Source organism: Enterobacter cloacae complex sp. P38RS, assembly GCF_014930775.1.
Taxonomy (GTDB): Bacteria; Pseudomonadota; Gammaproteobacteria; order Enterobacterales; family Enterobacteriaceae; genus Enterobacter; species Enterobacter bugandensis.
In genome coordinates, this window is the sequence record NZ_JADBRS010000003.1 from 133,369 (window position 1) to 156,878 (window position 23,510).

At 57.6% G+C, this 23,510-nt stretch carries 26 protein-coding genes; 5 read left to right on the forward strand and 21 right to left on the reverse strand.

Annotated elements, in window-relative coordinates:
• Positions 1 to 55: 55 nt before the first annotated feature.
• Genes IM303_RS06490 through IM303_RS06500 form a run of 3 tightly spaced genes read right to left on the reverse strand, consistent with a single transcriptional unit; the run spans position 56 to position 2,307 of the window.
• A complete protein-coding gene (locus tag IM303_RS06490) occupies positions 56 to 277 on the reverse strand; it encodes a non-oxidative hydroxyarylic acid decarboxylases subunit D (protein ID WP_003862116.1) in 222 nt (73 codons plus the stop codon).
• Positions 278 to 287: 10 nt separating this feature from the next.
• Complete coding sequence (locus tag IM303_RS06495; RefSeq protein WP_041908445.1) at positions 288 to 1,715, reverse strand: non-oxidative hydroxyarylic acid decarboxylases subunit C; 1,428 nt, start codon at positions 1,713 to 1,715, stop codon at positions 288 to 290.
• Positions 1,705 to 2,307 carry a non-oxidative hydroxyarylic acid decarboxylases subunit B gene (locus tag IM303_RS06500; protein WP_028014231.1) on the reverse strand — a complete coding sequence of 201 codons (603 nt, stop codon included), beginning with the start codon at positions 2,305 to 2,307 and terminating at the stop codon, positions 1,705 to 1,707. The genes IM303_RS06495 and IM303_RS06500 overlap by 11 nt, the downstream gene beginning before the upstream one ends.
• Positions 2,308 to 2,480: 173 nt before the next feature.
• Between IM303_RS06500 and IM303_RS06505 the strand changes: the two genes are divergently transcribed.
• On the forward strand, positions 2,481 to 2,888 hold the full coding sequence (locus IM303_RS06505) for a MarR family winged helix-turn-helix transcriptional regulator (protein ID WP_028014232.1): 408 nt from the start codon (positions 2,481 to 2,483) through the stop codon (positions 2,886 to 2,888).
• Here the strand turns inward: IM303_RS06505 and IM303_RS06510 are convergent.
• Entirely contained in the window at positions 2,885 to 3,772 is an 888-nt protein-coding gene (locus IM303_RS06510; RefSeq protein WP_059358076.1) for a LysR family transcriptional regulator, read from the reverse strand. The two genes, IM303_RS06505 and IM303_RS06510, sit on opposite strands and share 4 nt — an antisense overlap.
• Before the next feature lie 108 nt (positions 3,773 to 3,880).
• On the opposite strand from IM303_RS06510, the gene IM303_RS06515 reads away from it, so the two are divergent.
• Both IM303_RS06515 and IM303_RS06520 read left to right on the forward strand, forming a co-directional pair.
• On the forward strand, positions 3,881 to 5,083 hold the full coding sequence (locus tag IM303_RS06515; protein WP_193359737.1) for an MFS transporter: 1,203 nt from the start codon (positions 3,881 to 3,883) through the stop codon (positions 5,081 to 5,083).
• Positions 5,080 to 5,457, forward strand: a complete 378-nt coding sequence (locus IM303_RS06520; protein WP_193359738.1) for a DUF4440 domain-containing protein — start codon at positions 5,080 to 5,082, stop codon at positions 5,455 to 5,457. The genes IM303_RS06515 and IM303_RS06520 overlap by 4 nt, the downstream gene beginning before the upstream one ends.
• A 52-nt stretch (positions 5,458 to 5,509) precedes the next feature.
• On the opposite strand, the gene rpoS is transcribed toward IM303_RS06520, so the two are convergent.
• The 13 genes from rpoS to cysG all read right to left on the reverse strand — a co-directional run bounded on the left by rpoS (position 5,510) and on the right by cysG (position 16,502).
• Entirely contained in the window at positions 5,510 to 6,502 is a 993-nt protein-coding gene (gene rpoS / locus IM303_RS06525) for an RNA polymerase sigma factor RpoS (protein WP_013098493.1), read from the reverse strand.
• A 59-nt stretch (positions 6,503 to 6,561) separates the two neighbouring features.
• Positions 6,562 to 7,686 carry a murein hydrolase activator NlpD gene (gene nlpD / locus IM303_RS06530; RefSeq protein ID WP_041908436.1) on the reverse strand — a complete coding sequence of 375 codons (1,125 nt, stop codon included), beginning with the start codon at positions 7,684 to 7,686 and terminating at the stop codon, positions 6,562 to 6,564.
• A 116-nt stretch (positions 7,687 to 7,802) separates the two neighbouring features.
• Entirely contained in the window at positions 7,803 to 8,429 is a 627-nt protein-coding gene (locus tag IM303_RS06535) for a protein-L-isoaspartate(D-aspartate) O-methyltransferase (protein ID WP_193359739.1), read from the reverse strand.
• Complete coding sequence (surE, locus tag IM303_RS06540) at positions 8,423 to 9,184, reverse strand: 5'/3'-nucleotidase SurE (protein WP_028014238.1); 762 nt, start codon at positions 9,182 to 9,184, stop codon at positions 8,423 to 8,425. Before surE ends, IM303_RS06535 begins: the two co-directional genes overlap by 7 nt.
• Entirely contained in the window at positions 9,165 to 10,214 is a 1,050-nt protein-coding gene (truD, locus tag IM303_RS06545; protein ID WP_045261236.1) for a tRNA pseudouridine(13) synthase TruD, read from the reverse strand. Before truD ends, surE begins: the two co-directional genes overlap by 20 nt.
• On the reverse strand, positions 10,211 to 10,690 hold the full coding sequence (gene ispF, locus IM303_RS06550) for a 2-C-methyl-D-erythritol 2,4-cyclodiphosphate synthase (RefSeq protein WP_048959481.1): 480 nt from the start codon (positions 10,688 to 10,690) through the stop codon (positions 10,211 to 10,213). Before ispF ends, truD begins: the two co-directional genes overlap by 4 nt.
• The gene (gene ispD / locus IM303_RS06555) at positions 10,690 to 11,400 is read right to left on the reverse strand and encodes a 2-C-methyl-D-erythritol 4-phosphate cytidylyltransferase (protein ID WP_028014240.1); all 711 of its coding nucleotides are present in this window, start codon (positions 11,398 to 11,400) and stop codon (positions 10,690 to 10,692) included. Before ispD ends, ispF begins: the two co-directional genes overlap by 1 nt.
• Before the next feature lie 19 nt (positions 11,401 to 11,419).
• Complete coding sequence (gene ftsB, locus IM303_RS06560) at positions 11,420 to 11,731, reverse strand: cell division protein FtsB (RefSeq protein ID WP_003862095.1); 312 nt, start codon at positions 11,729 to 11,731, stop codon at positions 11,420 to 11,422.
• A 79-nt stretch (positions 11,732 to 11,810) separates the two neighbouring features.
• Entirely contained in the window at positions 11,811 to 12,137 is a 327-nt protein-coding gene (locus IM303_RS06565) for a DUF3561 family protein (protein ID WP_028014241.1), read from the reverse strand.
• Positions 12,138 to 12,195: 58 nt separating this feature from the next.
• Positions 12,196 to 12,801 (reverse strand): adenylyl-sulfate kinase, encoded by a 606-nt coding sequence (gene cysC / locus IM303_RS06570; RefSeq protein WP_192971675.1) that lies wholly within the window; start codon positions 12,799 to 12,801, stop codon positions 12,196 to 12,198.
• Positions 12,801 to 14,225 carry a sulfate adenylyltransferase subunit CysN gene (gene cysN / locus IM303_RS06575; RefSeq protein WP_045261235.1) on the reverse strand — a complete coding sequence of 475 codons (1,425 nt, stop codon included), beginning with the start codon at positions 14,223 to 14,225 and terminating at the stop codon, positions 12,801 to 12,803. The genes cysC and cysN overlap by 1 nt, the downstream gene beginning before the upstream one ends.
• Before the next feature lie 9 nt (positions 14,226 to 14,234).
• A complete protein-coding gene (gene cysD / locus IM303_RS06580) occupies positions 14,235 to 15,143 on the reverse strand; it encodes a sulfate adenylyltransferase subunit CysD (RefSeq protein ID WP_008499613.1) in 909 nt (302 codons plus the stop codon).
• 9 nt (positions 15,144 to 15,152) lie between these two features.
• A complete protein-coding gene (gene cysG / locus IM303_RS06585) occupies positions 15,153 to 16,502 on the reverse strand; it encodes a siroheme synthase CysG (RefSeq protein WP_162196524.1) in 1,350 nt (449 codons plus the stop codon).
• A 246-nt stretch (positions 16,503 to 16,748) separates the two neighbouring features.
• On the opposite strand from cysG, the gene IM303_RS06590 reads away from it, so the two are divergent.
• The gene (locus IM303_RS06590) at positions 16,749 to 17,792 is read left to right on the forward strand and encodes an aminopeptidase (RefSeq protein WP_045261234.1); all 1,044 of its coding nucleotides are present in this window, start codon (positions 16,749 to 16,751) and stop codon (positions 17,790 to 17,792) included.
• A 71-nt stretch (positions 17,793 to 17,863) separates the two neighbouring features.
• Here IM303_RS06590 and cysH read toward each other — a convergent pair whose 3' ends face one another.
• The 3 genes from cysH to cysJ are packed head-to-tail and all read right to left on the reverse strand — an operon-like array spanning position 17,864 to position 22,131.
• Positions 17,864 to 18,598, reverse strand: a complete 735-nt coding sequence (gene cysH, locus IM303_RS06595; RefSeq protein WP_008499616.1) for a phosphoadenosine phosphosulfate reductase — start codon at positions 18,596 to 18,598, stop codon at positions 17,864 to 17,866.
• Between the two features lie 15 nt (positions 18,599 to 18,613).
• The gene (gene cysI / locus IM303_RS06600) at positions 18,614 to 20,326 is read right to left on the reverse strand and encodes an assimilatory sulfite reductase (NADPH) hemoprotein subunit (RefSeq protein WP_045261277.1); all 1,713 of its coding nucleotides are present in this window, start codon (positions 20,324 to 20,326) and stop codon (positions 18,614 to 18,616) included.
• Complete coding sequence (cysJ, locus tag IM303_RS06605; RefSeq protein WP_041908421.1) at positions 20,326 to 22,131, reverse strand: NADPH-dependent assimilatory sulfite reductase flavoprotein subunit; 1,806 nt, start codon at positions 22,129 to 22,131, stop codon at positions 20,326 to 20,328. The genes cysI and cysJ overlap by 1 nt, the downstream gene beginning before the upstream one ends.
• 306 nt (positions 22,132 to 22,437) lie before the next feature.
• On the opposite strand from cysJ, the gene queD reads away from it, so the two are divergent.
• Positions 22,438 to 22,800 (forward strand): 6-carboxytetrahydropterin synthase QueD, encoded by a 363-nt coding sequence (gene queD / locus IM303_RS06610; protein ID WP_003862700.1) that lies wholly within the window; start codon positions 22,438 to 22,440, stop codon positions 22,798 to 22,800.
• Between the two features lie 28 nt (positions 22,801 to 22,828).
• Here the strand turns inward: queD and queE are convergent, their stop codons facing one another.
• The gene (queE, locus tag IM303_RS06615; protein WP_028014249.1) at positions 22,829 to 23,500 is read right to left on the reverse strand and encodes a 7-carboxy-7-deazaguanine synthase QueE; all 672 of its coding nucleotides are present in this window, start codon (positions 23,498 to 23,500) and stop codon (positions 22,829 to 22,831) included.
• Positions 23,501 to 23,510 lie beyond the last annotated feature (10 nt).

The following is a 23,510-nucleotide window of genomic DNA, read 5'->3' on the forward strand; positions in this document are numbered from 1 at the left end:
TACCCGACCTACAAAACCCGTAGGCCCGGTAAGCGCAGCGCTACCGGGCTTATTTTTACAACAGCGGCGGGATCGTCGGCACCTGCGGTGCTTCATCAATATCCTTCTGCGTCATGCGGAACGCTTCCGGGTAATGCTCGCGGCTGGTACGACGCAGCGGTTCGGTATCGCGCCAGGTATAAAGACAATGCTGGCACTGGTAAACGGTCCAGACCCCTTTCACCGGTGACGTCGCCATCACTTCAATATGCTCATCGGCACAACGTGGACAAATCATCTTTTCCTCCTTATTGGCGTGCTGCCAGCATCGCGGTCAGTTTTTCAGCCCAGGCTTTAGTTTCAGGCAGATCCTGTACCGGCTGGCTGTAGTGGCCACGGGTGTCCGGTGCAACAGGCGTGGTGGCATCAATAATCAGTTTGTCGGTAATGCCCGCCGGGCTGGAGCCAGGGTCGAGTTCAAGCACTGACATGTTCGGCAGCTGCACCAGATCCCCTGCCGGATTGACCTTCGATGAGAGCGCCCACATCACCTGCGGGAGGTTGAACGGATCGACATCCTCATCCACCATAATCACCATCTTCACGTAGCCCAGACCGTGCGGCGTGGTCATGGCGCGTAAACCGACCGCGCGGGCAAAACCACCGTAGCGTTTTTTGGTGGAGATAATTGCCAGCAGACCGTGGGTGTACATCGCGTTCACCGCCTGCACTTCCGGGAATTCCGCCTTCAGTTGCTGGTAAAGCGGCACGCAGGTGGCTGGTCCCATCAGATAGTCAATCTCGGTCCACGGCATGCCGAGGTAAAGGGATTCGAAGATCGGTTTGGTGCGGTAAGAAACTTTGTCGATACGGACCACCGTCATATTACGGCCACCGGAATAGTGTCCGGTAAACTCGCCGAACGGCCCTTCGATTTCACGTTTGCGGCCTTCAATCACCCCTTCCAGGATCACTTCAGACCCCCACGGCACGTCGAAGCCGGTCAGCGGCGCGGTGGCAATCGGGTACGGGCTTTCGCGCAGCGCGCCGGCCATTTCATACTCGGACTGATCGTATTTCAGCGGCGTGGCGCCCATCAGGGTGATAATCGGGTCGTTGCCGAGAGTAATCGCGATCGGCAGATCTTGCCCGCGCTCTTCCGCTTTGTGCAGATGGAGGGCGATATCGTGCATCGGTACCGGCTGCAGGCCGAGCTTGCGCTTGCCCTTGACCTCCATGCGGTAGATCCCGACGTTCTGCTTGCCGAAATGGTCCGGGTCGAGCGGATCGCGCGAGACAACGCACGCTTTATCGAGATAAAAACCGCCGTCACCGTCGTTCAGGCGAAACAGCGGCAGGATATCGAACAGGTTAATGTCTTCACCGTCGACCGTATTTTGCGCCCAGGCCGGGTTAGCGCGGCGCTCCGGCGTAACGGGGAATTTGTCCCAGCGGCGAATAAACTCGTCGATCTGTTTTTTTACCGGGGTATTCGCTGGCAACCCCATCGATATGGCGTGGTTTTGCCACGAGCCGATGGTGTTCATCACCACGCGGGCATCGGTAAAGCCACGAATATTGTCGAACCACAGCGCGGGCGCGCCGTCGCCAATACGGCCTGTGGCGTTGGCTGCCGCCGCCAGATCCGGCTCCGCATTCACCTCTTCCTCAATTTTCAGCAGTTGCCCTTGCTCATCGAGCGCCTGCAGGAAGCTTCTCAAATCATCAAATGCCATCTTTGTTCTCCTGTGAAAAATGTTTCGCCTCCCGCAACCCGTTCCATCGGCGCGCCTTTTTGTGCTCCAGACCAAACTGGTCGAGCACACGGGTGACGATATGCTGGGTGATGTCATCGGCGGTTTGCGGGTGGTTGTAATACGCAGGCATGGGCGGCACCATCGCCACGCCCATGCGTGAAAGCGCCAGCATGTTCTCCAGATGAATGGTGCTGAGCGGCGTTTCGCGGGGAACGAGCACCAGCTTGCGCCCCTCTTTCAGCACCACATCTGCCGCACGGCCCACCAGCCCTTCGGCGTAGCCCGCGCGGATCCCCGCCAGCGTTTTCATGCTGCAGGGAATGACGATCATGCCGTCGGTGCGAAACGAGCCGGAGGAGATAGTGGCGGCCTGGTCAGCCGGGCTGTGAACAACGTCAGCCAGCGCAGCAACGTCCTGCACGCTGTAAGGCGTTTCCAGCTCAATGGTTGTTTTTGCCCACTTCGACATGACCAGATGGGTCTCTACCTCCGGCATTTCCCTCAGCGCCAGCAGCAGCGCCACGCCCAGCGGAGCCCCCGTTGCTCCTGTCATTCCCACGATCAATCTCATTCATCACCTCAATCAATTTGTTCGTGTACGAACATTTATAGATAAACTACTCCCGGATCGCTCTACTGACAAGATCGTTCGTACACGATCACATTAATTGCTAAAAAATCCCGCGTTATCATCCCGGGCTTTAGCGGCTATCATAGGGGGTGATTTTTTCTGTCGGAGTGTTCATGGAACTAAGACAAGAGGCGTTCCACCTGTTACGTCAGCTTTTTCAACAGCATACCGCTAAGTGGCAACATTCCCTGCCGGAACTGACCAAGCCGCAGTATGCTGTTATGCGCTCCATTGCCGAGCACCCGGGCATTGAGCAGGTGGCATTGACCGAAGTGGCGGTCAGCACGAAGGCGACGCTGGCGGAGATGCTCAGCCGAATGGAGGCGCGCGGACTGGTCAAACGCGAGCACGATCCCGCAGACAAGCGCCGCCGGTTTGTCTTCCTGACGCCGGAAGGCGAAGCCCTGCTTGCAGACTGCCAGCCGGTCGGCAACGAGGTGGATGAGGCGTTTTTAGGGCGTCTTAATAAGGCCGAACGGGAGCAGTTCTCTGCGCTCATCAAAAAGATGATGCACGATTAATTCACGCTGGCGCGCATAAAATCAATAAAGGTGCGCACTTTCGCAGGCACGTGCCGGGCATCCGGATAAACCGCGTGGATGCCCTGCCGCGCGAAGGTATATTCCGGTAAAACCGGGACCAGTTTTCCCGCATCAAGCGCATCGCGCACCAGCCATTCCGGCAGTAACGCCACGCCACTTCCCGCAAGCGCAAAAGCCATAAGCGCCTGCGCGCTGTCGGCAAACAGGCGCGGCGCTTTTTTTATCTCAAGCATTTCAGACGCACCGCTGGCATCTTTTACCTGCCAGCGCAGCGGCGACGCTAAGCGCTCGTGAATAATCCAGTCGGCTTGCGCCAGCTGTGCAAGCGATTCAACCGGATGATTCATCCGCCATTCCGGCGTCGCGACGGGCAGGATGGAAAAATGTGAAATCAATGCGGCGTGGTAGCGCGAGTCGGTAAGCGTTCCCAACCGAATAGCCACGTCAAAGCGCTCTGAGATCAGGTCGGCATGGAGTGAAGACGAAACATGACGCACGCGAAGCTCCGGGTGCAGCTGGCTAAACCTTGCCAGCAACGGTACCACGACCCGCGAACCATACTCAGGGGTGGTGGTGATCCGCAATTCACCCGTGAGTCCTGCATGATTCGCGCGAACATCATCCTGCAGCCGTTCTGCGTCCTTCAGAAGCGCCACGCTGCGCTGATGAAAAAGCGCTCCCGCCTCGGTTAATGTCAGGCGGCGGGTGGAGCGCAGCAGCAGCGTCACCCCCAGCTCGGCTTCGAGCTGGCGAATATTGAAGCTGACCACGGCTTTTGTCAGGCCCAGTGCATCGGCTGCGGCAGTAAAGCTGCCGGTATCGGCCACCGCAACAAACATCTGCGTCCGCTGTAGGTTAATCATCATTACGCCTTTTACCGTCAAAATTTTTTTGACAGTATATCGCGCTTTGCCAGGTTTATCCGTGCTTCCGGGGTCGATACGATACGCCACCTCACGGGAGGATCCACCATGACGTATCGCAGCAAAGTCGCCGCTGTCTATCTGCTGGGCTTTTTTCTTGATTTGATCAACATGTTTATTGCCAGCGTCGCTTTTCCGGCGATGGCGCAAGCTCTTAACGCCACGCCTTCAGCGCTTGCCTGGATCAGTAACGGGTACATTGCCGGCCTGACGCTGGCGATCCCGTTCAGCAGCATGCTCACGCGCCGTTTCGGACCAAAGCGGGTCATCCTGATCTCGCTTTTTCTGTTCAGCGCAGCTTCTGCTGCGGCAGGCTTGTCTGCAACGCTGGAAAGTCTGATCGCCTGGCGCGTGCTGCAGGGCGTGGGCGGTGGCTTACTGATCCCCGTCGGACAGGCGCTGACCTGGCAACTGTTTCAGCCTCACGAGCGAGCCAGACTCTCCTCGGCGGTCATGCTGATCGCGCTGCTTGCTCCCGCCTGCTCCCCCGCTATCGGGGGCCTGCTGGTACAGATGCTAAGCTGGCGGTGGATATTTTTCGCGACGCTTCCGGTGGCCATCCTGACCTTTGTGTTGGCCTGCCTGTGGCTTAAACATGAAATACCCGCGATGAAAGCGGCCAGGCTGCTCAACCTGCGGTTGCTCGCGGACCCGCTTTTGCGTTTTGCCATGCTTGTCTATGTATGCGTTCCTGGCGTATTTATCGGGGTGAACGTTACGGGCATGTTTTATCTTCAGCACGAGGCGAACATGAGCCCAGCCGCAACGGGTATGCTCATGCTGCCGTGGTCCGTGGCATCGTTTATCGCCATCACGGCGACGGGACGCTATTTTAACCGTATCGGCCCAAAGCCGCTGATTGTTATCGGCTGCCTGCTGCAGGCGACGGGCATTCTGCTTTTGCTTAACGTCAGTTCGGCTACGCTGCTTCCTGTCGTTGCGTTTACCCTGATGGGCGCGGGGGGAAGCCTGTGCAGCAGTACCGCTCAGAGCAGCGCTTTTCTGACAACGCGCCGGGAAGAGATGCCGGATGCCAGCGCGCTGTGGAATCTCAATCGTCAGTTGAGTTTTTTTGCCGGTGCCCTGCTGCTGGCAGAGGTGCTGAGTCTGGCGCAGAGTTATCTGGCGCCGCTCGCCGCCTGGCACGGAATGTTTCTTTTTGCCGCAGGCATGACCCTATTGCCTGTACTGTACGTTTTCCGACTTAACAATACGCAGGTGCTCGCCCAGCTGCGACAGGAGAATTCATGACGCCTTTTGAACACGACATTATCGACCTCCACATTGCGCTTGAAAACTGGTTAGGCAAAGGCGAAGGCGACTCCGACGCCCTGCTCGCCCGTTTCCGGCCAGATTTTCTGATGATCCCACCGGGTGGCGTTCATATCGACTATCACGGCCTTGTGGACTTTCTGCACAGTCAGCGAGGATGCCGCCCCGGACTGAAGATCGTCATTAACGAATTATCCACGATCGAGCGCTGGGATCGTGGCGCGGTACTGCACTACCGGGAGACGCAAACCCGGCCGGACCTGCCCGTCAACGTGCGCTGGTCAACCGCGGTGCTTAATCAGGAAGGCGGCGGGATTACATGGCGTCTGCTGCACGAAACGGCCCAGCCGTAGCACAAAAGAAAAAGGCCCGTCTCACGACGGGCCTTTTTTGACGAAAGGATGCTTATTCGCGGAACAGCGCTTCGATATTCAGACCTTGCCCCTGCAGGATTTCACGCAGGCGGCGCAGACCTTCTACCTGAATCTGACGAACACGTTCACGGGTCAGGCCAATTTCGCGGCCGACGTCTTCCAGTGTCGCAGCTTCATACCCCAGTAAACCGAAACGACGTGCCAGCACTTCACGCTGTTTGGCGTTCAATTCGAACAGCCATTTGACGATGCTCTGCTTCATGTCATCGTCCTGCGTGGTGTCTTCCGGGCCGTTGTCTTTTTCATCGGCCAGGATGTCCAGCAGCGCTTTTTCGGAGTCGCCACCCAACGGGGTGTCAACCGAGGTAATGCGCTCGTTGAGACGCAGCATACGGCTTACGTCATCAACCGGTTTGTCGAGTTGTTCGGCAATTTCTTCTGCGCTTGGCTCGTGGTCCAGTTTATGGGACAACTCGCGCGCGGTACGCAGATAGACGTTCAACTCTTTGACGATGTGGATCGGCAGTCGGATCGTACGGGTCTGGTTCATAATAGCCCGTTCGATGGTCTGACGAATCCACCAGGTCGCGTAGGTTGAGAAACGGAACCCGCGTTCCGGGTCAAACTTCTCAACTGCGCGGATGAGACCTAAGTTGCCCTCTTCAATCAGATCCAGCAGAGCCAGACCACGATTGCCGTAACGGCGGGCAATTTTCACGACCAGTCGCAGGTTACTTTCGATCATGCGACGACGCGAGGCAACATCACCACGCAAAGCACGACGTGCGAAATAGACTTCTTCTTCGGCCGTTAGCAGTGGGGAGTAACCAATCTCCCCAAGGTAAAGCTGAGTCGCGTCCAGTACACGCTGTGTGGCGCCCTGCGATAACAGCTCTTCTTCAGCCAAATCGTTATCACTGGGTTCCTCTTCTACTAAGGCTTTTTCGTCAAAAGCCTCTGCTCCGTTCTCATCAAATTCCGCGTCTTCATTTAAATCATGAACTTTCAGCGTATTCTGACTCATAAGGTGGCTCCTACCCGTGATCCCTGAACGAGACACCCTGGCTGGCATGCCCCGTCAATTTATCGCTGCGGCAAGTACTGCAGCGGGTTTACGGATTTCCCCTTGTAACGAATTTCAAAATGCAAGCGTGTAGAACTGGTTCCGGTGCTACCCATGGTAGCGATTTTTTGCCCCGCCTTAACTTCTTGTTGTTCCCGGACCAGCATTGTGTCGTTATGGGCGTAGGCACTCAGGTAATCATCGTTATGTTTGATGATAATCAGATTACCGTAACCGCGCAGCGCGTTACCGGCATACACAACGCGTCCGTCTGCGGTCGCGATGATAGCCTGTCCTTTACTGCCTGCGATATCGATCCCTTTGTTCCCACCCTCAGAGGTTGCGAAGTTCTCGATAATCTTGCCGTCGGTTGGCCAGCGCCATGCGGTGATGGACGAACTGGCATTCTGACTGCTTGCAGTCGGTTCAGTAGAGCTAACCACAGGTGCCGTGGTCGGTGCTGTGACAACAGTCGCAGTCCCTTTATTATTCGGCAACATTTTGTTAGCAGTCTGATCACCTGAATCCTCAGAATACGTAATTACAGGTTGTGAAGCAACCACCGTGGTGGATTTTTGTGCAGGCTTGACGCTGTTATTTTGAGCCGTCACATCGGCCGCTGAAACCGTATTGCCAGGCGTGAGTGGCGTACCCGTTGCGTTGCCCACCTGGAGCGTTTGGCCAACTTCCAGAGCATACGGGGCCTGGACGTTGTTGCGCTGCGCGAGGTCACGGAAATCGTTCCCGGTGATCCAGGCAATGTAGAACAGCGTATCGCCGCGCTTCACGGTATAGGTACTGCCGCCGGTATAGCTGCCTTTCGGAATGTTCCCATACTGGCGGTTATAGACTATGCGGCCATTTTGGGTCTGAACAGGCTGTTCAACTGGCTGAATCTGCGTTGGCTGTGTAACAGGATGTTGCACAGGCTGAATTTGTGGTGTTTGCTGCGGCGCAGCAGTACCCATTTTAGGCGGAGGCGTGATTAACATTCCGCTGGACGTGTTACCGGAGCCGCTGTTTCCCCCGACGGAACTGACGGGCGCAGGCGCGTTGTTGGAACTTGTACAGCCTGCCAGCCAGAGCGAAACCAGTGATAATGCCGCAACACGGCTGATGGTGAATTTAGGGCTTCCCGCGCTCATTTATCCCCCAGGAATGTGTTAACTACCAGTGACTTAAAATTTACCGTGATGACACGAATCTTTCGCGCCACACCATACGCTGAATTTGCCTTAATAACCCTGGATAAATCCGAGTCTCAGGCCAACTCCCCCTTTACCAGAGGCACAAAGCGCACGGCTTCCACGGTGTCGATAATATACTCGCCGCCGCGCCGACGAACGCGCTTCAATAGCTGCTGCTCGTCCCCGACGGGCAGAACGAGAATGCCCCCCTCATCCAGCTGCGCCAAGAGCGCAGCTGGAATTTCAGGCGGAGCCGCCGTCACGATGATAGCGTCAAACGGGGCGCGAGCCTGCCAACCCTGCCATCCATCACCGTGTCGTGTCGAAACATTATGTAAATCAAGTTGTTTCAGGCGACGACGCGCCTGCCATTGCAAACCTTTGATCCGCTCTACGGAACAGACATGGTGTACCAGATGCGCCAGGATGGCGGTCTGATACCCCGACCCGGTGCCAATCTCCAGCACGCGTGAGTCGGGCGTGAGCTCCAGCAGCTCCGTCATCCGCGCCACCATATAAGGCTGCGAAATCGTCTGGCCTTGCCCGATGGGCAGCGCTACGTTTTCCCACGCTTTGTGTTCAAACGCCTCGTCTACAAATTTCTCACGCGGGACCTGAGCGAGCGCTTCAAGCACGTGCTCGTCGCGGATCCCCTGTGCGCGAAGTTGTTCCAGAAGAGTTTGTACACGTTTGCTTACCATTGCGCGTTCACTCCTGCGCGATCCAGCCAGCCCGACACCACATCATGCGCGCTATACGCGGTTAAATCTACGTGCAGCGGAGTGACCGAGACATAGCCTTCATCCACGGCAGCAAAGTCGGTGTCCGGACCCGCATCGCACTTATCGCCAGGTGGCCCGATCCAGTAAAGCGTGTTGCCGCGAGGATCCTGCTGCGGGATCACCTGATCGGCCGGATGCCGGCTTCCGCAGCGCGTAACGCGAATGCCCTTAATTTCATTGAGAGGAAGATCCGGCACGTTGATGTTCAGAATGCGCCCGGTACGCAGCGGCTCGCGGCCGAGCGCCCGCAGGATCGAGCAGGTCACCGCGGCGGCGGTATCGTAGTGCGTGTGGCCGTTTAACGAGACCGCCAGCGCCGGGAACCCCAGATGGCGCCCTTCCATTGCCGCCGCTACCGTTCCGGAGTAAATCACGTCATCGCCGAGGTTCGGCCCGGCGTTAATGCCGGAGACGACGATATCCGGACGCGGGCGCATCAGCGCGTTCACGCCCAGAAACACGCAGTCCGTCGGCGTGCCCATCTGCACGGCAATATCGCCATTTTCAAAGGTAAAGGTGCGAAGCGACGACTCCAGCGTCAGTGAGTTAGACGCTCCACTGCGGTTACGATCGGGGGCCACGACCTGCACATCCGCAAATTCACGGAGGTGCTTCGCCAGGGTCTGAATGCCCGGCGCGTGGATCCCGTCATCGTTACTCAGCAATATTCGCATAATCACCCGAGGTGTTGATTAGTTCCCTGACAACACTGGTGGCAAAGCTACCTGCCGGCAGCCAGAAGCGTAACTCGACGGTCACGTCATCCCACCAGTTCCAGCTTAACTGCTGCGGATAGAGCAGCATCGCGCGGCGCGCTGCTTCGACTTTTTCCCGCACCAGCAAGGATTGTAATTCCGGCGCATCCGCCACGGCGGACTGCTCAGCGCTCAACGCGTCGCCCTGGGTGCCCCAGTCGCCTGAGCCCGGCAAAGCTGCGGTAATCATCAGCGCTTTGGCATCCACGCGCGACTGCACATCGGCCATTTCTTCGGCCGTTGCCACAAACCAGCTTCCGCGTCCCGCTAATTGTAGCGCATCGCCAACAACAACTTGATTCGCGTCCGGTTTTTTCAGCCTTTCGCTCACAATCTGATTAAACAACGCGCTGCGGGCCGCCGACAACCAAAAACTGCGTTTATTCCTGTCGCGCACCGGCGCATCGCTTTGCGCCCAGCGCAGCGCGCCCTGCAGGTTGCTGCCGCCAATGCCAAAGCGCTGCGCGCCAAAGTAGTTCGGAACGCCGCGTTCATTAATGGCGTTGAGACGTTTTTCAACGTCTTCACGGTTAGTCACTTCGCGCAGCACCAGCGTAAATGCGTTGCCTTTCAACGCCCCCAGGCGCAGCTTGCGCTTGTGGCGGGCGTACTCCAGCACCTTACAGCCTTCAAGCTCAAATTTGCTTAAATCAGGCATCGCATTGCCGGGCACGCGGGCGCAGAGCCACTGCTCGGTGACGGCGTGTTTATCTTTCTGCCCGGCAAAGCTCACTTCCCGGGCGTGAATTTTGAGGAATTTTGCCAGCGCGTCGGCCACAAAGCGGGTGTTGCAGCCGTTTTTCAGAATACGCACCAGGATATGTTCGCCTTCGCCATCGGGCTCAAAGCCCAGATCCTCCACCACGAGGAAATCTTCCGGGCTGGCTTTCAGCACCCCGTTCCCCTGCGGCTTGCCGTGCAGGTATGTCAGATTATCGAAGTCCGTCATTTTACCGCCTTCACCAGCAGCGCCACGGCTTCACAGGCAATCCCTTCGCCACGACCGGTAAAGCCCAGCTTCTCCGTGGTGGTGGCTTTGACGTTGACGTCGTCCATATGGCAGCCCAGATCTTCAGCGATAAATACGCGCATCTGCGGAATGTGCGGCAGCATTTTCGGGGCCTGGGCAATAATCGTCACGTCGACGTTGCCGAGGGTGTAACCTTTCGCCTGAATGCGGCGCCACGCTTCGCGCAGCAGTTCGCGGCTGTCCGCCCCTTTAAAGGCCGGGTCGGTGTCCGGGAACAGCTTACCGATATCACCCAGCGCGGCAGCGCCGAGCAGCGCGTCGGTCAGCGCATGCAGCGCCACGTCGCCATCAGAATGCGCCAGCAGCCCTTTTTCGTAAGGAATACGTACGCCGCCAATGATAATTGGGCCTTCTCCGCCAAAGGCGTGTACATCAAAACCGTGTCCAATTCGCATTATGCCTTCTCCTGATGGGTCGAACGGGTAAGATAAAATTCCGCGAGCTGTAAATCTTCCGGGCGCGTCACTTTTATATTATCAGCGCGCCCTTCAACAAGCGTGGGGTGAAAACCGCAATACTCCAGCGCGGAGGCTTCGTCCGTGATGGTCGCGCCTTCATTAAGGGCACGCGTTAAGCAGTCGTGGAGCAGTTCGCGGGGGAAAAATTGCGGCGTCAGCGCGTGCCATAAGTCGACGCGCTCAACGGTGTGGGCGATGGCACGCTTGCCCGGCTCGGCACGCTTCATGGTGTCGCGCACCGGCGCGGCCAGAATGCCGCCCACTTTACTGGTTTCGCTCAGCGCCAGCAGGCGTGCCAGGTCGTCCTGATGCAGGCACGGACGTGCCGCGTCATGGACCAGCACCCACTGGGCGCTTCCGGCAGCCTGAATGCCCGCCAGCACGGAATCGGCGCGCTCGGCGCCGCCATCAACTACGGTAATCTGTGGGTGGTTTGCCAGCGGCAGCTGCGCAAAGCGGGCATCGCCGGGACTGATGGCGATGACCACGTGCGTCACCCGCGGGTGCGCCAGCAGCGCCGCCACGGCGTGCTCAAGGATCGTTTTATCGCCAATTGAGAGGTACTGCTTGGGACATTCTGTCTGCATGCGCCGGCCAAAACCTGCGGCCGGCACCACGGCACATACGTCCGAAAAAGTTGCTGCCATGTCGTAATCCTGGGCCTGATTATCGATTGTTTTGTGCTGAGCCCTGATTGCGTTTAGACGCATCCGGAACCAGACGATAAAAGGTTTCGCCCGGCTTAGTCATACTGAGTTCATTGCGTGCGCGCTCCTCAATCGCCTCTTGGCCGCCATTGAGGTCATCAATTTCAGCAAAGAGTTGATCGTTACGCGCCTTAAGTTTGGCATTTGTTGCCTGCTGAGCCGCGACGTCATCGCTCACCCGGCTGTAGTCGTGCAGCCCGTTCTTACCGAACCACAACGAATATTGCAGCCAGACCAGTAAAGCCAGCAACAGCAGCGTTAGTTTACCCATCCTGCCCCCTGAAAAAACGGCATCATCATCCCATAACTTTCCGTTCGACTCTACTGCGGGGTTTTAATTATGTCGCAAGTTAGCCCATCAGCCATAAAAACAGCAGGCCAAAGATGACGACAACGGTGGCAATCGTGATAACCGTACTGTACAGGAGCTTGCCGTTGAAAAGAGAGTGCAGCGCAACCCCGACAACGACCGCAACGGGCATCAGCGCCAGGAAGAAGGGCCAGGTGTAGAGAAAGAAGAAAAGGGTGTTACCACCATAGATCAAAAACGGGATACCCAGCGCCAGTAACCACGACGCAAAGCCGACTATCGCCCCAGGGAAGGACCAGGTCGTCTCATTGTCGGTGGTTAACGGTTCCGACCCGGTGGTGATAATGTAGTTTTCACTGTTGCGCATAGCTAATCCTGTGACCGTGACTCATCGTTCGGGAAGACAGCTCCCGAACGATACCGCCTCAGGATCTGATAATATCGTCCCGTCTGAGCAGGTCTAATAATTGGCTTACTAAATTTGTTACCAATTGTTGACCTTCCAGGTGAATCTCAGGCGATTCAGGCGCTTCGTAAACCGAGTCAATTCCGGTGAAGTTTCGCAGCTCGCCGGCACGCGCTTTTTTGTACAGCCCTTTCGGATCGCGCGCTTCGCAGATCTCCAGCGGCGTATCGACAAAAACTTCGATAAAGCGATCCTGACCCACGCGCTCGCGCACCATCTGGCGCTCGGCGCGGTGCGGCGAGATAAACGCCGTCAGCACCACCAGCCCGGCGTCAGCCATCAGGCTGGCGACTTCACCTACCCGGCGAATGTTCTCTTTGCGGTCGTCGTCGCTGAACCCCAAATCGCTGCACAGGCCGTGACGCACGTTGTCGCCATCCAGCAGGTAGGTACTTACTCCCTGCCGATGCAGCGCCTCTTCCAGCGCGCCCGCCACCGTGGATTTACCGGAGCCAGACAGCCCGGTAAACCACAGCACCACCCCACGGTGGCCGTGAAGCTGTTCGCGCTGGGCGACGGTGACCGGATGAGGATGCCAGACGACGTTCTCATCATGGGCGGCCATTACTTGCCTCCCAGCAGATCGCGGGCGCCCCAGTGCGGGAAGTGCTTACGCACCAGCGCGTTCAGCTCCAGCTCGAAGGCGCTGAACTCAGAGGTCACGCTCGCCTGCGCGTTAGGCTCGCGCACCATGCCAGCACCGACGGTAACGTTGGTCAGGCGGTCAATAAAGATCAGCCCGCCCGTCACCGGGTTCTGCTGATACGGATCCAGCACCAGCGGCTCGTCGAAGGTCAGATCCACCAGGCCAATACCGTTCAGCGGCAGCTCGCTCACGTCACGGTGGGTCAGGTTGTTGATGTCCACCTGGAACTGAATGCCGTCCACGCGGGCGCGGGTTTTCTTGCCCGCAATTTTGATGTCGTAGCTCTGGCCTGCGGTCAGCGGCTGTTCGGCCATCCACACCACGTCCACGGAAGCGCCCTGCACCGCCGCCAGCGTCTCCTGCGCGTCGACCAGCAGGTCACCGCGGCTGATATCAATTTCGTCTTTCAGCACCAGCGTGACCGCTTCCCCTGCCCCGGCTTCCTGCAGGTCGCCGTCGAACGTCACGATGCGAGCGATTGCCGACTCCACGCCGGATGGCAGCACCTTAACGCGCTGCCCCACCTTCACGGAACCGGAAGCAATAGTGCCGGAGAAGCCGCGGAAATCGAGGTTTGGACGGTTCACGTACTGCACCGGGAAGCGCATTGGCTGAGTGTCGACCACGCGATGAATTTCAACGGTTTCGAGCACTTCCAGCAGCGTCGGGCCGCTGTACCACGGCATGTTTGCGCTCTGGGAGGCGACGTTATCCCCTTCCAGCGCCGAGAGCGGCACAAAGCGAATATCCAGGTTGCCCGGCAGCTGTTCGGCAAAGGTCAGGTAGCTCTGGCGGATCTCCTCGAATTTTTCTTCGCTGAAGTTCACCAGATCCATCTTGTTGACCGCCACCACCAGGTGCTTGATCCCCAGCAAAGTGGAGATAAAGCTGTGGCGACGGGTTTGATCCAGCACGCCTTTACGGGCGTCCATCAGCAGGATCGCCAGATCGCAGGTGGATGCGCCGGTCGCCATATTGCGGGTGTACTGCTCGTGGCCCGGGGTGTCGGCAATAATAAACTTGCGCTTCTCGGTGGAGAAATAGCGATAGGCCACGTCAATAGTGATGCCCTGCTCGCGCTCCGCCTGCAGGCCGTCCACCAGCAGCGCCAGGTCAAGTTTTTCGCCCTGGGTGCCGTGACGCTTGCTGTCGTTATGCAGGGAAGAGAGCTGATCTTCATAAATCTGGCGCGTGTCGTGCAGCAGGCGGCCAATAAGGGTACTTTTCCCGTCATCCACGCTGCCGCAGGTCAGAAAGCGCAGCAGGCTTTTATGTTGTTGGGCGTGCAGATACGCTTCCACGCCGCCTTCGTTGGCAATTTGTTGAGCAATAGTGGTGTTCATGGCGGCTCCTTAGAAATAACCCTGACGTTTCTTCAGCTCCATGGAGCCTGCCTGGTCGCGGTCAATCACGCGCCCCTGTCGCTCGCTGGTGGTGGACACCAGCATCTCTTCGATGATCTCCGGCAGCGTCTGCGCGTTCGATTCCACCGCGCCGGTCAGCGGCCAGCAGCCGAGGGTACGGAAACGGACCATCTGTTTTTTGATCACTTCACCCGGCTGCAGGTCGATACGATCGTCGTCAATCATCATCAGCATGCCGTCGCGCTCCAGCACCGGGCGCTCGGCGGCCAGGTACAGCGGAACAATCTCGATGTTTTCCAGATAGATGTACTGCCAGATATCCAGCTCGGTCCAGTTAGAGAGCGGGAAGACACGAATGCTTTCGCCCTTGTTGATCTGGCCGTTGTAGTTGTGCCACAGCTCCGGGCGCTGGTTTTTCGGATCCCAGCGATGGAAGCGGTCGCGGAAGGAGTAGATTCGCTCTTTGGCGCGGGATTTTTCTTCGTCACGCCGCGCGCCGCCGAAGGCCGCGTCAAAACCGTACTTGTTCAGCGCCTGCTTCAGCCCTTCGGTTTTCATGATGTCGGTATGCTTGGCGCTGCCGTGGACGAACGGGTTAATGCCCATCGCCACCCCTTCCGGATTTTTGTGCACCAGCAGCTCGCAGCCGTAGGCTTTGGCGGTACGGTCGCGGAATTCGTACATTTCGCGGAATTTCCAGCCGGTATCCACGTGCAGCAGCGGGAACGGCAGCGTGCCAGGATAAAACGCTTTACGCGCCAGGTGCAGCATGACGCTGGAATCTTTACCGATGGAGTACATCATCACCGGGTTAGAGAACTCGGCGGCCACTTCGCGGATAATATGGATACTTTCCGCTTCGAGCTGCCGCAGGTGAGTAAGTCGTTTTTGGTCCATAACCGTTCCTTAAGCCAAATTTACAACAGAAGAACCAAAGCCTTCTGTATCGGTTGTGTGTTGGAACCAGGCGAGGGTGCTGTGCAGCTGCACCACCTCTCCCACCACGATCAGGGCAGGCATCGGGGCGTCTTTCGCCAGGGTTGCAAGGTCTTGTAATGTGCCGATAGCGACATGCTGATCGACGCGCGTACCGCGAGAAATGACGGCAACGGGCGTCGTCGCCTCGCGACCGTGCTGAATAAGCTGTTCGCTGATGTCCGCCGCCTTCATCGTGCCCATGTATATCGCCAGCGTTTGTCGGCTCTGGGCGAGGTGCGACCAGTCGAACGGCGTGCTGTCGGCTTTATAGTGCCCGGTCACAAAGGTGACGCTCTGGGCGTAATCGCGATGGGTCAGCGGAATGCCGGCGTAGGCCGTCACGGCTGACGCCGCCGTGATGCCGGGCACCACCTGGAACGGCACGCCAGCTTCGGCTGCCGCCTGCAGTTCTTCACCGCCGCGACCGAAAATGAACGGGTCGCCCCCTTTCAGGCGCACCACGGTTTTGCCCGCTTTCGCGGCGTCAATCAGCATCTGGTTGGTATCGTGCTGCGGCACGGAGTGTTCCCCCGCCCGTTTGCCGACGCAGATTTGCTCCGCATCGCGACGGATCAGCTCGCGCACGCCATCGGTGACCAGGTGGTCGTAGAACACCACGTCCGCATCCTGCAGAACCTGCAGGCCGCGCAGCGTCAGCAAACCGGCATCCCCCGGCCCGGCTCCCACCAGAATAATTTCCCCGCCCGTACTGCCGGGGTTATCCAGTTCGTCTTCGAGAATTTTCTGCGCCGCCGTCTCATTGCCCGCCTGCATCAGGCTGGCAAAGCGGCCGCGAAATACGCGCTCCCAGAAGCGACGGCGTTCCGTCACGCTGGTCAGGCGGTTTTTCAGATGGTTGCGCCAGTAGCTGGCTTTCTCCGCCATGCGCCCGAGGCTGGTCGGCAGCAGCGCTTCGATCTTTTCCCGCAGCACGCGCGCCAGCACCGGCGCGGTGCCGCCGGAGGAGATCGCCACCAGCAGCGGCGAGCGGTCAACGATCGACGGGAAGATAAACGAGCATAAAGGCTGGTCGTCCACCACGTTCACCAGACGGTAACGGGCCTGGGCCGCGTCGGAGACCCGCCGGTTAAGTTCCCGATTTTCAGTCGCCGCAATCACCAGCACCACGCTGTCGATCTGTGACTCGTCGAAATCCGCCTCTTCAACAACCCGCACCTGTGCCCCTGCGCGCTGCAAAAACGCGATTTTGCGATCGGCAATTTCTCCCGTGCCGACAACCAGTACCGGTCGGTCTTTTAAGGCGGCAAAAAGGGGCAGATAGTCCACAGGCAACAACTCACTAACAACGAGGAATAGAGGGACTATAGGGGGCGGCTTAGATCGAATGAAATTACGAATTGGAATGAGTAGTTACTCAATGGAATAACGCCGTGAAAAAGCAAATACCAAAAAATGCTTAACACGCGAAATTTCGGGCATTTAAGAGCAATTCAAATTGTGTATGGACGATCACAGTTTCATACTATGCACGTTATTATTTTGCTCTGTTTTTAAGGACTCACTATGTTTTCCGCAACGCGCCACCGTATTGCTGCCCTGGCGCTCGGCGTTTGCTTTATCCTTCCGGCTCAGGCAAAAAATCAACCTTATGGTGAAATCGCCACTATGCAGGCGCGACATATTGCGACGGTTTTCCCTGGCCGCATGACCGGTTCACCCGCGGAGATGCTCTCCGCCGACTATATTCGCCAGCAGTTTGCACTGATGGGCTACCAGAGTGACATACGCTCGTTTCACAGCCGCTACATCTATACCTCACGCAATAAAACGCAAAACTGGCATAACGTGACCGGCAGCACGGTGATTGCGGCGCATGAGGGGAAAGCAGCTGAGCAGATTATTATCATGGCGCACCTGGATACCTATGCGCCAATGAGCGACGCCGATATTGATAATAACCTCGGTGGACTGACGCTGCAGGGCATGGACGATAACGCAGCGGGTCTCGGCGTGATGCTTGAACTGGCTGAACGCCTTAAAAATATTCCGACGAAATACGGTATTCGCTTTGTGGCGACCAGCGGCGAAGAAGAAGGAAAACTCGGCGCTGAGAATCTCCTTAAACGGATGAGCGCTGAGGAGAAGAAAAATACGCTGCTGGTGATTAACCTCGATAACCTGATCGTGGGCGATAAGCTCTATTTTAATAGTGGACAGAGCACGCCGAGCAGCGTGCGTAAACTCACCCGCGACCGTGCGCTGGCGCTTGCCCGTACGCATGGCGTCTATGCCGCAACAAACCCAGGCGGTAACCCGGATTATCCAAAAGGCACTGGCTGTTGTAACGACGGGGAAGTGTTTGATAAGGCAGGCATTCCGGTGCTGTACGTCGAGGCGACGAATTGGGCGCTGGGCAAAAAGGATGGCTATCAGCAGCGCGCTAAATCGAAAGCGTTCCCGGACGGGACCAGCTGGCATGACGTGCGGCTGGATAATCAGCAGCACATTGATAAAACGCTGCCGCAGCGGATTGAGCACCGCAGCCGGGATGTCGTGAAAGTGATGCTACCGCTGGTGAAGGAGCTGGCGAAAGCGGGCAAAGCCTGAGGTTTTTAAGTATAGCGGGGCCTGATGCCCTCACCCCAACCCTCTCCCACAGGGAGAGGGAGGATAAAGGATCACCCTTCGTGCAGCCCGCACTCGCGCTTCAGCCCGAAGAATCGCGTCTCTTCTTCCGCCATTCCCGGTTCCCATTTGCGCGTGGTGTGGGTGTCGCCCACGGACAGGTAGCCCTGGTCCCACAGCGGATGGTACTTGAGCCCGTGTTTTTGTAGATACTGATACACCGTGCGGTTATCCCAGTCGATAATCGGCAGCACTTTGAACACGCCGCGCTGTACCGCCAGTACCGGTAAGGTTGCGCGGCTCCCGGACTGCTCGCGGCGCAGGCCGGCAAACCACGTTTGGGCGTTCAGCTCTTTCAGCGCCCGGTTCATCGGCTCAACTTTGTTGATCTCATTGTATTTCTCAATGCCCTCAACGCCCTGCTCCCACAGCTTGCCGTAGCGCGCCTCCTGCCAGGCCGCGCTTTCCGTTGCGCGGTAGACTTTGAGGTTCAGCCTGAGCTTGTCCGTCAGCTCGTCGATAAACTGGTAGGTTTCCGGGAACAGGTAGCCGGTATCGGTGAGGATCACCGGTATGTCCGGACGGATCTGATTCACCAGATGCAAACTGACCGCCGCCTGAATACCAAAGCTTGATGAGAGCACATACTCTCCCGGCAGGTTTTCCAGCGCCCACGCCACGCGCCCTTCGGCGTCCAGCTTTTCAAGGTGAGCGTTAGTTTCTGCCAGGGCCAGAATGCGTTCGACTTTTGGCAGGTCATTAAGGGCGTTTAGATCGAGTACGGACATAATTACCTCTCGTGGTTACTCCCAGAAATCCCTGGCGGGATCGAGCACCGGGCGAATGATGCCCGCACGCACCGTAAAGTCGCCGAAGCCTTCACCCGCTTCGCGCTCTTTCGCCCAGCGCCCGACAAGCTCGTCGATGGAATCAAGAATTTCCGGCTCGGTGATGTTCTCGCGGAACATACGTGGAATACGCGTGCCGATACGGTTACCGCCCAGGTGCAGGTTATAACGACCCGGCGCTTTCCCCACCAGCCCCAGCTCGGCCAGCATCGCACGACCGCAGCCGTTCGGGCAGCCCGTCACGCGCATAACAATATGCTCGTCCGGAATACCGTGTTTTTCCAGAATCGCTTCCACTTTGTCAGTAAATGACGGCAGGAAACGCTCGGCTTCGGCCATCGCCAGCGGACAGGTCGGGAACGACACGCAGGCCATGGAGTTTTCACGCTGTGGCTTCACCGCATTCATCAACCCGTGCTCGCGCGCCAGCTCCTCAATTTTCGCCTTTTCGCTTTCCGGCACGCTGGCGACGATCAGGTTCTGGTTAGCGGTGATACGAAACTCGCCTTTGTGGATCTTCGCGATTTCCAGCAGACCGGTTTTCAGCGGGCGGCCCGGATAATCCAGAATACGGCCATTTTCAATGAACAGCGTCAGGTGCCAGTTATTGTCGATGCCTTTCACCCAGCCGATGCGATCGCCGCGACCGGTGAATTCGTAAGGGCGGATCGGCTCAAATTTGATCCCCGCACGACGCTCCACTTCCTCTTTGAACGTTTCAACGCCCACGCGCTCCAGAGTGTACTTGGTTTTCGCGTTTTTACGGTCGGTACGGTTGCCCCAGTCGCGCTGGGTGGTCACTACTGCTTCCGCCACGGCCAGCGTGTGCTCCAGCGGCAGGAAGCCGAACTCGCTCGCGGTGCGGGCGTAGGTTTTCTTGTTACCGTGCTCAATAGACAGGCCGCCGCCCACCAGCAGGTTAAAGCCAATCAGCTTGCCGTTTTCGGCAATCGCCACGAAGTTCATGTCGTTGGCGTGCAGATCGATGTCGTTCTGCGGCGGGATCACCACCGTGGTTTTGAACTTACGCGGCAGGTAGGTCTGACCGAGGATCGGTTCTTCGTCGGTGGTGGCGACTTTCTCCTGATCGAGCCAGATCTCCGCATAGGCGCGGGTACGCGGCAGCAGGTGCTCGGAAATTTTCTTCGCCCACTCATACGCTTCGGCGTGCAGCTCGGACTCGTACGGGTTCGAGGTGCAGAGCACGTTACGGTTCATGTCGTTGGCGGTCGCCAGCGCGTCCAGACCCACGGAGTGGAGCATCTGGTGCACCGGCTTGACGTTCTTCTTCAGAATCCCGTGGAACTGGAAGGTCTGACGGTTGGTCAGGCGGATGCTGCCGTAGATCGTGTTTTCACCGGCAAACTTGTCGATCGCCTGCCACTGTTTGGTGGTAATCACCCCGCCCGGCAGACGGCAGCGCAGCAGCATCGCGTGACGCGGCTCCAGCTTCTGTTCTGCACGCTCGGCGCGGATATCGCGGTCGTCCTGCTGATACATGCCGTGGAAACGGATCAGCAGAAAGTTGTCGCCTTTGAAACCGCCGGTCAGGCCGTCATTCAGATCTTCAGCAATGGTGCCGCGCAGATAGTTGCTTTCCAGCTTCATGCGCTCGGCGTCTGTCAGTTTACCTTCGACCACCAGTGGCCCTGGATGTTTTTCGCTCATTAGTAGACATCTCGCTGATAACGGCGCTCAACGCGCAGCTCACTTAAAAATTCATCCGCCGCTTCGGCATCCATACCGCCGAATTCGGCAATCACTTCCAGCAGTGCCTGCTCAACGTCTTTCGCCATGCGATTGGCGTCGCCGCAGACATAAATGTGGGCACCGTCATTGATCCAGCGCCACAGCTCTGCGCCCTGTTCGCGCAGTTTGTCTTGTACGTATACTTTTTCTTTCTGATCGCGGGACCAGGCCAGATCGATGCGGGTCAGTACGCCCTCTTTGACGTAGCGCTGCCACTCAACCTGGTAGAGGAAATCTTCGGTAAAGTGCGGGTTGCCGAAGAACAACCAGTTTTTACCCGGCGCGTCGTCCGCGGCACGCTGCTGCATAAAGGCGCGGAACGGCGCGATGCCGGTGCCCGGGCCAATCATGATCACCGGCGTCTCCGGGTTCGCCGGCAGGCGGAAGTTGTCGTTGTGCTCGATAAAGACGCGCACCTCGCCCTCTTCTTCCACGCGGTCCGCCAGGAAGCTTGATGCCCCACCCGCGCGGGCGCGGCCTTCGATGTCGTAGCGCACCACGCCGACGGTAACGTGAACTTCGCTTTCCACTTCCGCCTGGGAAGAGGCGATAGAGTACAGGCGTGGGGTCAGCGGACGCAGCAGACCGATCAGCGCATCGGCATCCAGCTGTGCCGGAGAGAAACGCACCATATCGACAATCGGCGTCGTCGCGGCGTAATGCTGCAGCTTCGCCTTATCGCCCACCAGCGGCAGCAGGGATTCGCTGCGCGTTAGGGTGGCATAATTCTCGACGATATTCGGGGTGTTCACCGTCAGCTCGAAATGCCACTGCAGCGCCTCTGAAAGTGGCTGGGTTTTGCCGTCAACGGTGACGGGCTCGTCACCCTTCAGCCACAGCAGTTCCACCAGCTCTTTCACCAGCGCCGGATCGTTCTGATACCAGACGCCCAGCGCATCGCCAGGCTGATAGCGCAGGCCGGAGTCGCCAAGATCGATTTCAATATGGCGCACGTCTTTTTCCGAGTCGCGGCCCGTAATTTTCTGGTTCACCGACAGGCTCGCCGTCAGCGGCGACTCTTTGGTGTACGGGCTGGTGTGGATCTCATTGACGGTGCCCGCAGCGGTCACCGCGGCCTGCGCTGGCGTCTCTTTCGGGACGCGGGCTTTCAATACCTCAACGATGCGCGCACGCCATTCAGCGGCGGCAGTCTGGTATTCCACATCCGCGTCCACGCGGTCCAGCAGGCGCTCCGCGCCCAGCTCCGCCAGCTTGCTGTCGAAGTCTTTACCGGACTGGCAGAAGAATTCATAGGAGGTATCGCCCAGGCCAAAGACGGCAAACGCCGTGCCGTTCAGCTTCGGCGCTTTTTTCGAGAACAGAAACTTATGCAGCGCCACCGCTTCTTCAGCGGGTTCACCTTCCCCCTGTGTCGAGGCGACCATCACCAGCAGTTTTTCTGACGCGATTTGTTTGAATTTATAATCCCCGGCGTTGACCAGGTTCACGTTCAGTTTGGCGGCCAGCAGATCATCACGCAGCGCTTCGGCCACGCGGCGGGCGTTGCCCGTCTGCGAGGCGCTTATCAGCGTAATGGCAGGAATTTCCACGGCCGTTGCCGGTGCGCCAGCCACAGCGCCAGGCTGCTGGTTGAGCATTCCCCAGAAATAACCGGAGACCCAGGCAAGCTGAGTGGGAGAAAAATCAGAGGTGGCAGCCTGAAGGCGCGCCAGTTGCTCCGGGTTAAGGGGAAGCAAATTTGAAGGTGGGGCCTGTGTTGTCATGCGTCGTTATGTTCCAGTAGCCAAGCGGACTTTAAGCGAATAAATCCAAACTGAAGATAAGGTTAACGGCGTGGATAATAACAATTAAAGAAGGGATGGAAATAATAAATAACCAAATGGACTAACCTGTTTTAGTTATCGTTCTTAGCGATAAAAACGATTGAATAAACATTTGAAATAAAAGAATAAAAACCAATAATCACCCTGAATGCCGGGCGTTAATCGTTCAGAGCCGTTTTAGTTAATGCTAAAAATTGTGCTTTCCGGTACTATGCGGCGGTTTTTTCCGCATTACTGAGAGCGATCATGTCCACCACACTGTTTAAAGATTTCACCTTCGAAGCCGCCCACCACCTTCCGCACGTTCCTGCAGGACATAAATGCGGCCGCCTGCACGGGCATTCGTTTATGGTGCGTCTTGAGATCACCGGTGAAGTTGATCCGCATACCGGTTGGATCATGGACTTTGCCGAGCTGAAGGCCGCGTTTAAGCCGACCTACGATCGTCTGGATCACTACTATCTCAACGATATTCCGGGTCTGGAAAACCCGACCAGCGAAGTGCTGGCAAAATGGATCTGGGATCAGATGAAGCCGCTGGTACCGCTGCTGAGCGCGGTGATGATCAAAGAAACCTGCACGGCAGGCTGCGTGTATCGCGGAGAGTAAAAAAAGCCCGGCAAAACCGGGCTTTTTTTTAGGCAATATTCAGATACTTGTGCGTCTGCATCGACAGGCGCCAGTTGCGCGCAATGCAGGTTTCAATGCACAGGCGCGTCGCATCCTCTTTCTGGCTGATCGGCTGCAGGGCGATTACCCGCTGCTTCTCATCCGTCAGCGTTGCCAGCAGTTCATCCAGCGCTTCGATATCACGTACGCGTCCTACCGGATGCTTAATTTCATCCGCGCGCTCCAGCGCCTGAGACAGCACGTCATACCCGCCACGCATATTCACTTTTGGCGATACCGTCACCCAGGTGGTGTGTGAACAGCGCACTTCATGGGTGCCGCTGGTCTCAATCTGGCAGCTGTAGCCGTTCTTTTCGAGCAGCTCGGTCAGCGGCGTCAGATCGTGAATGCAGGGTTCGCCGCCGGTGATGACGACGTGGCGAGCCGTCCAGCCCTGGCGACCAATTATGGCCAGCAGGTCTTCTGCACTGCCCGCGCCCCACTTATCGCTCTCTTTGGTTTTCGCCAGAATGCTAAACAGCGACACTTCCCGATCTGCGAGCTTATCCCACGTATGTTTGGTATCACACCAGGCACAGCCAACCGGGCAACCCTGTAAACGAATAAAGATAGCGGGAACGCCGGTAAAGTAACCCTCGCCTTGCAGGGTCTGGAACATCTCGTTAATCGGGTACTGCATAGTCATCTCA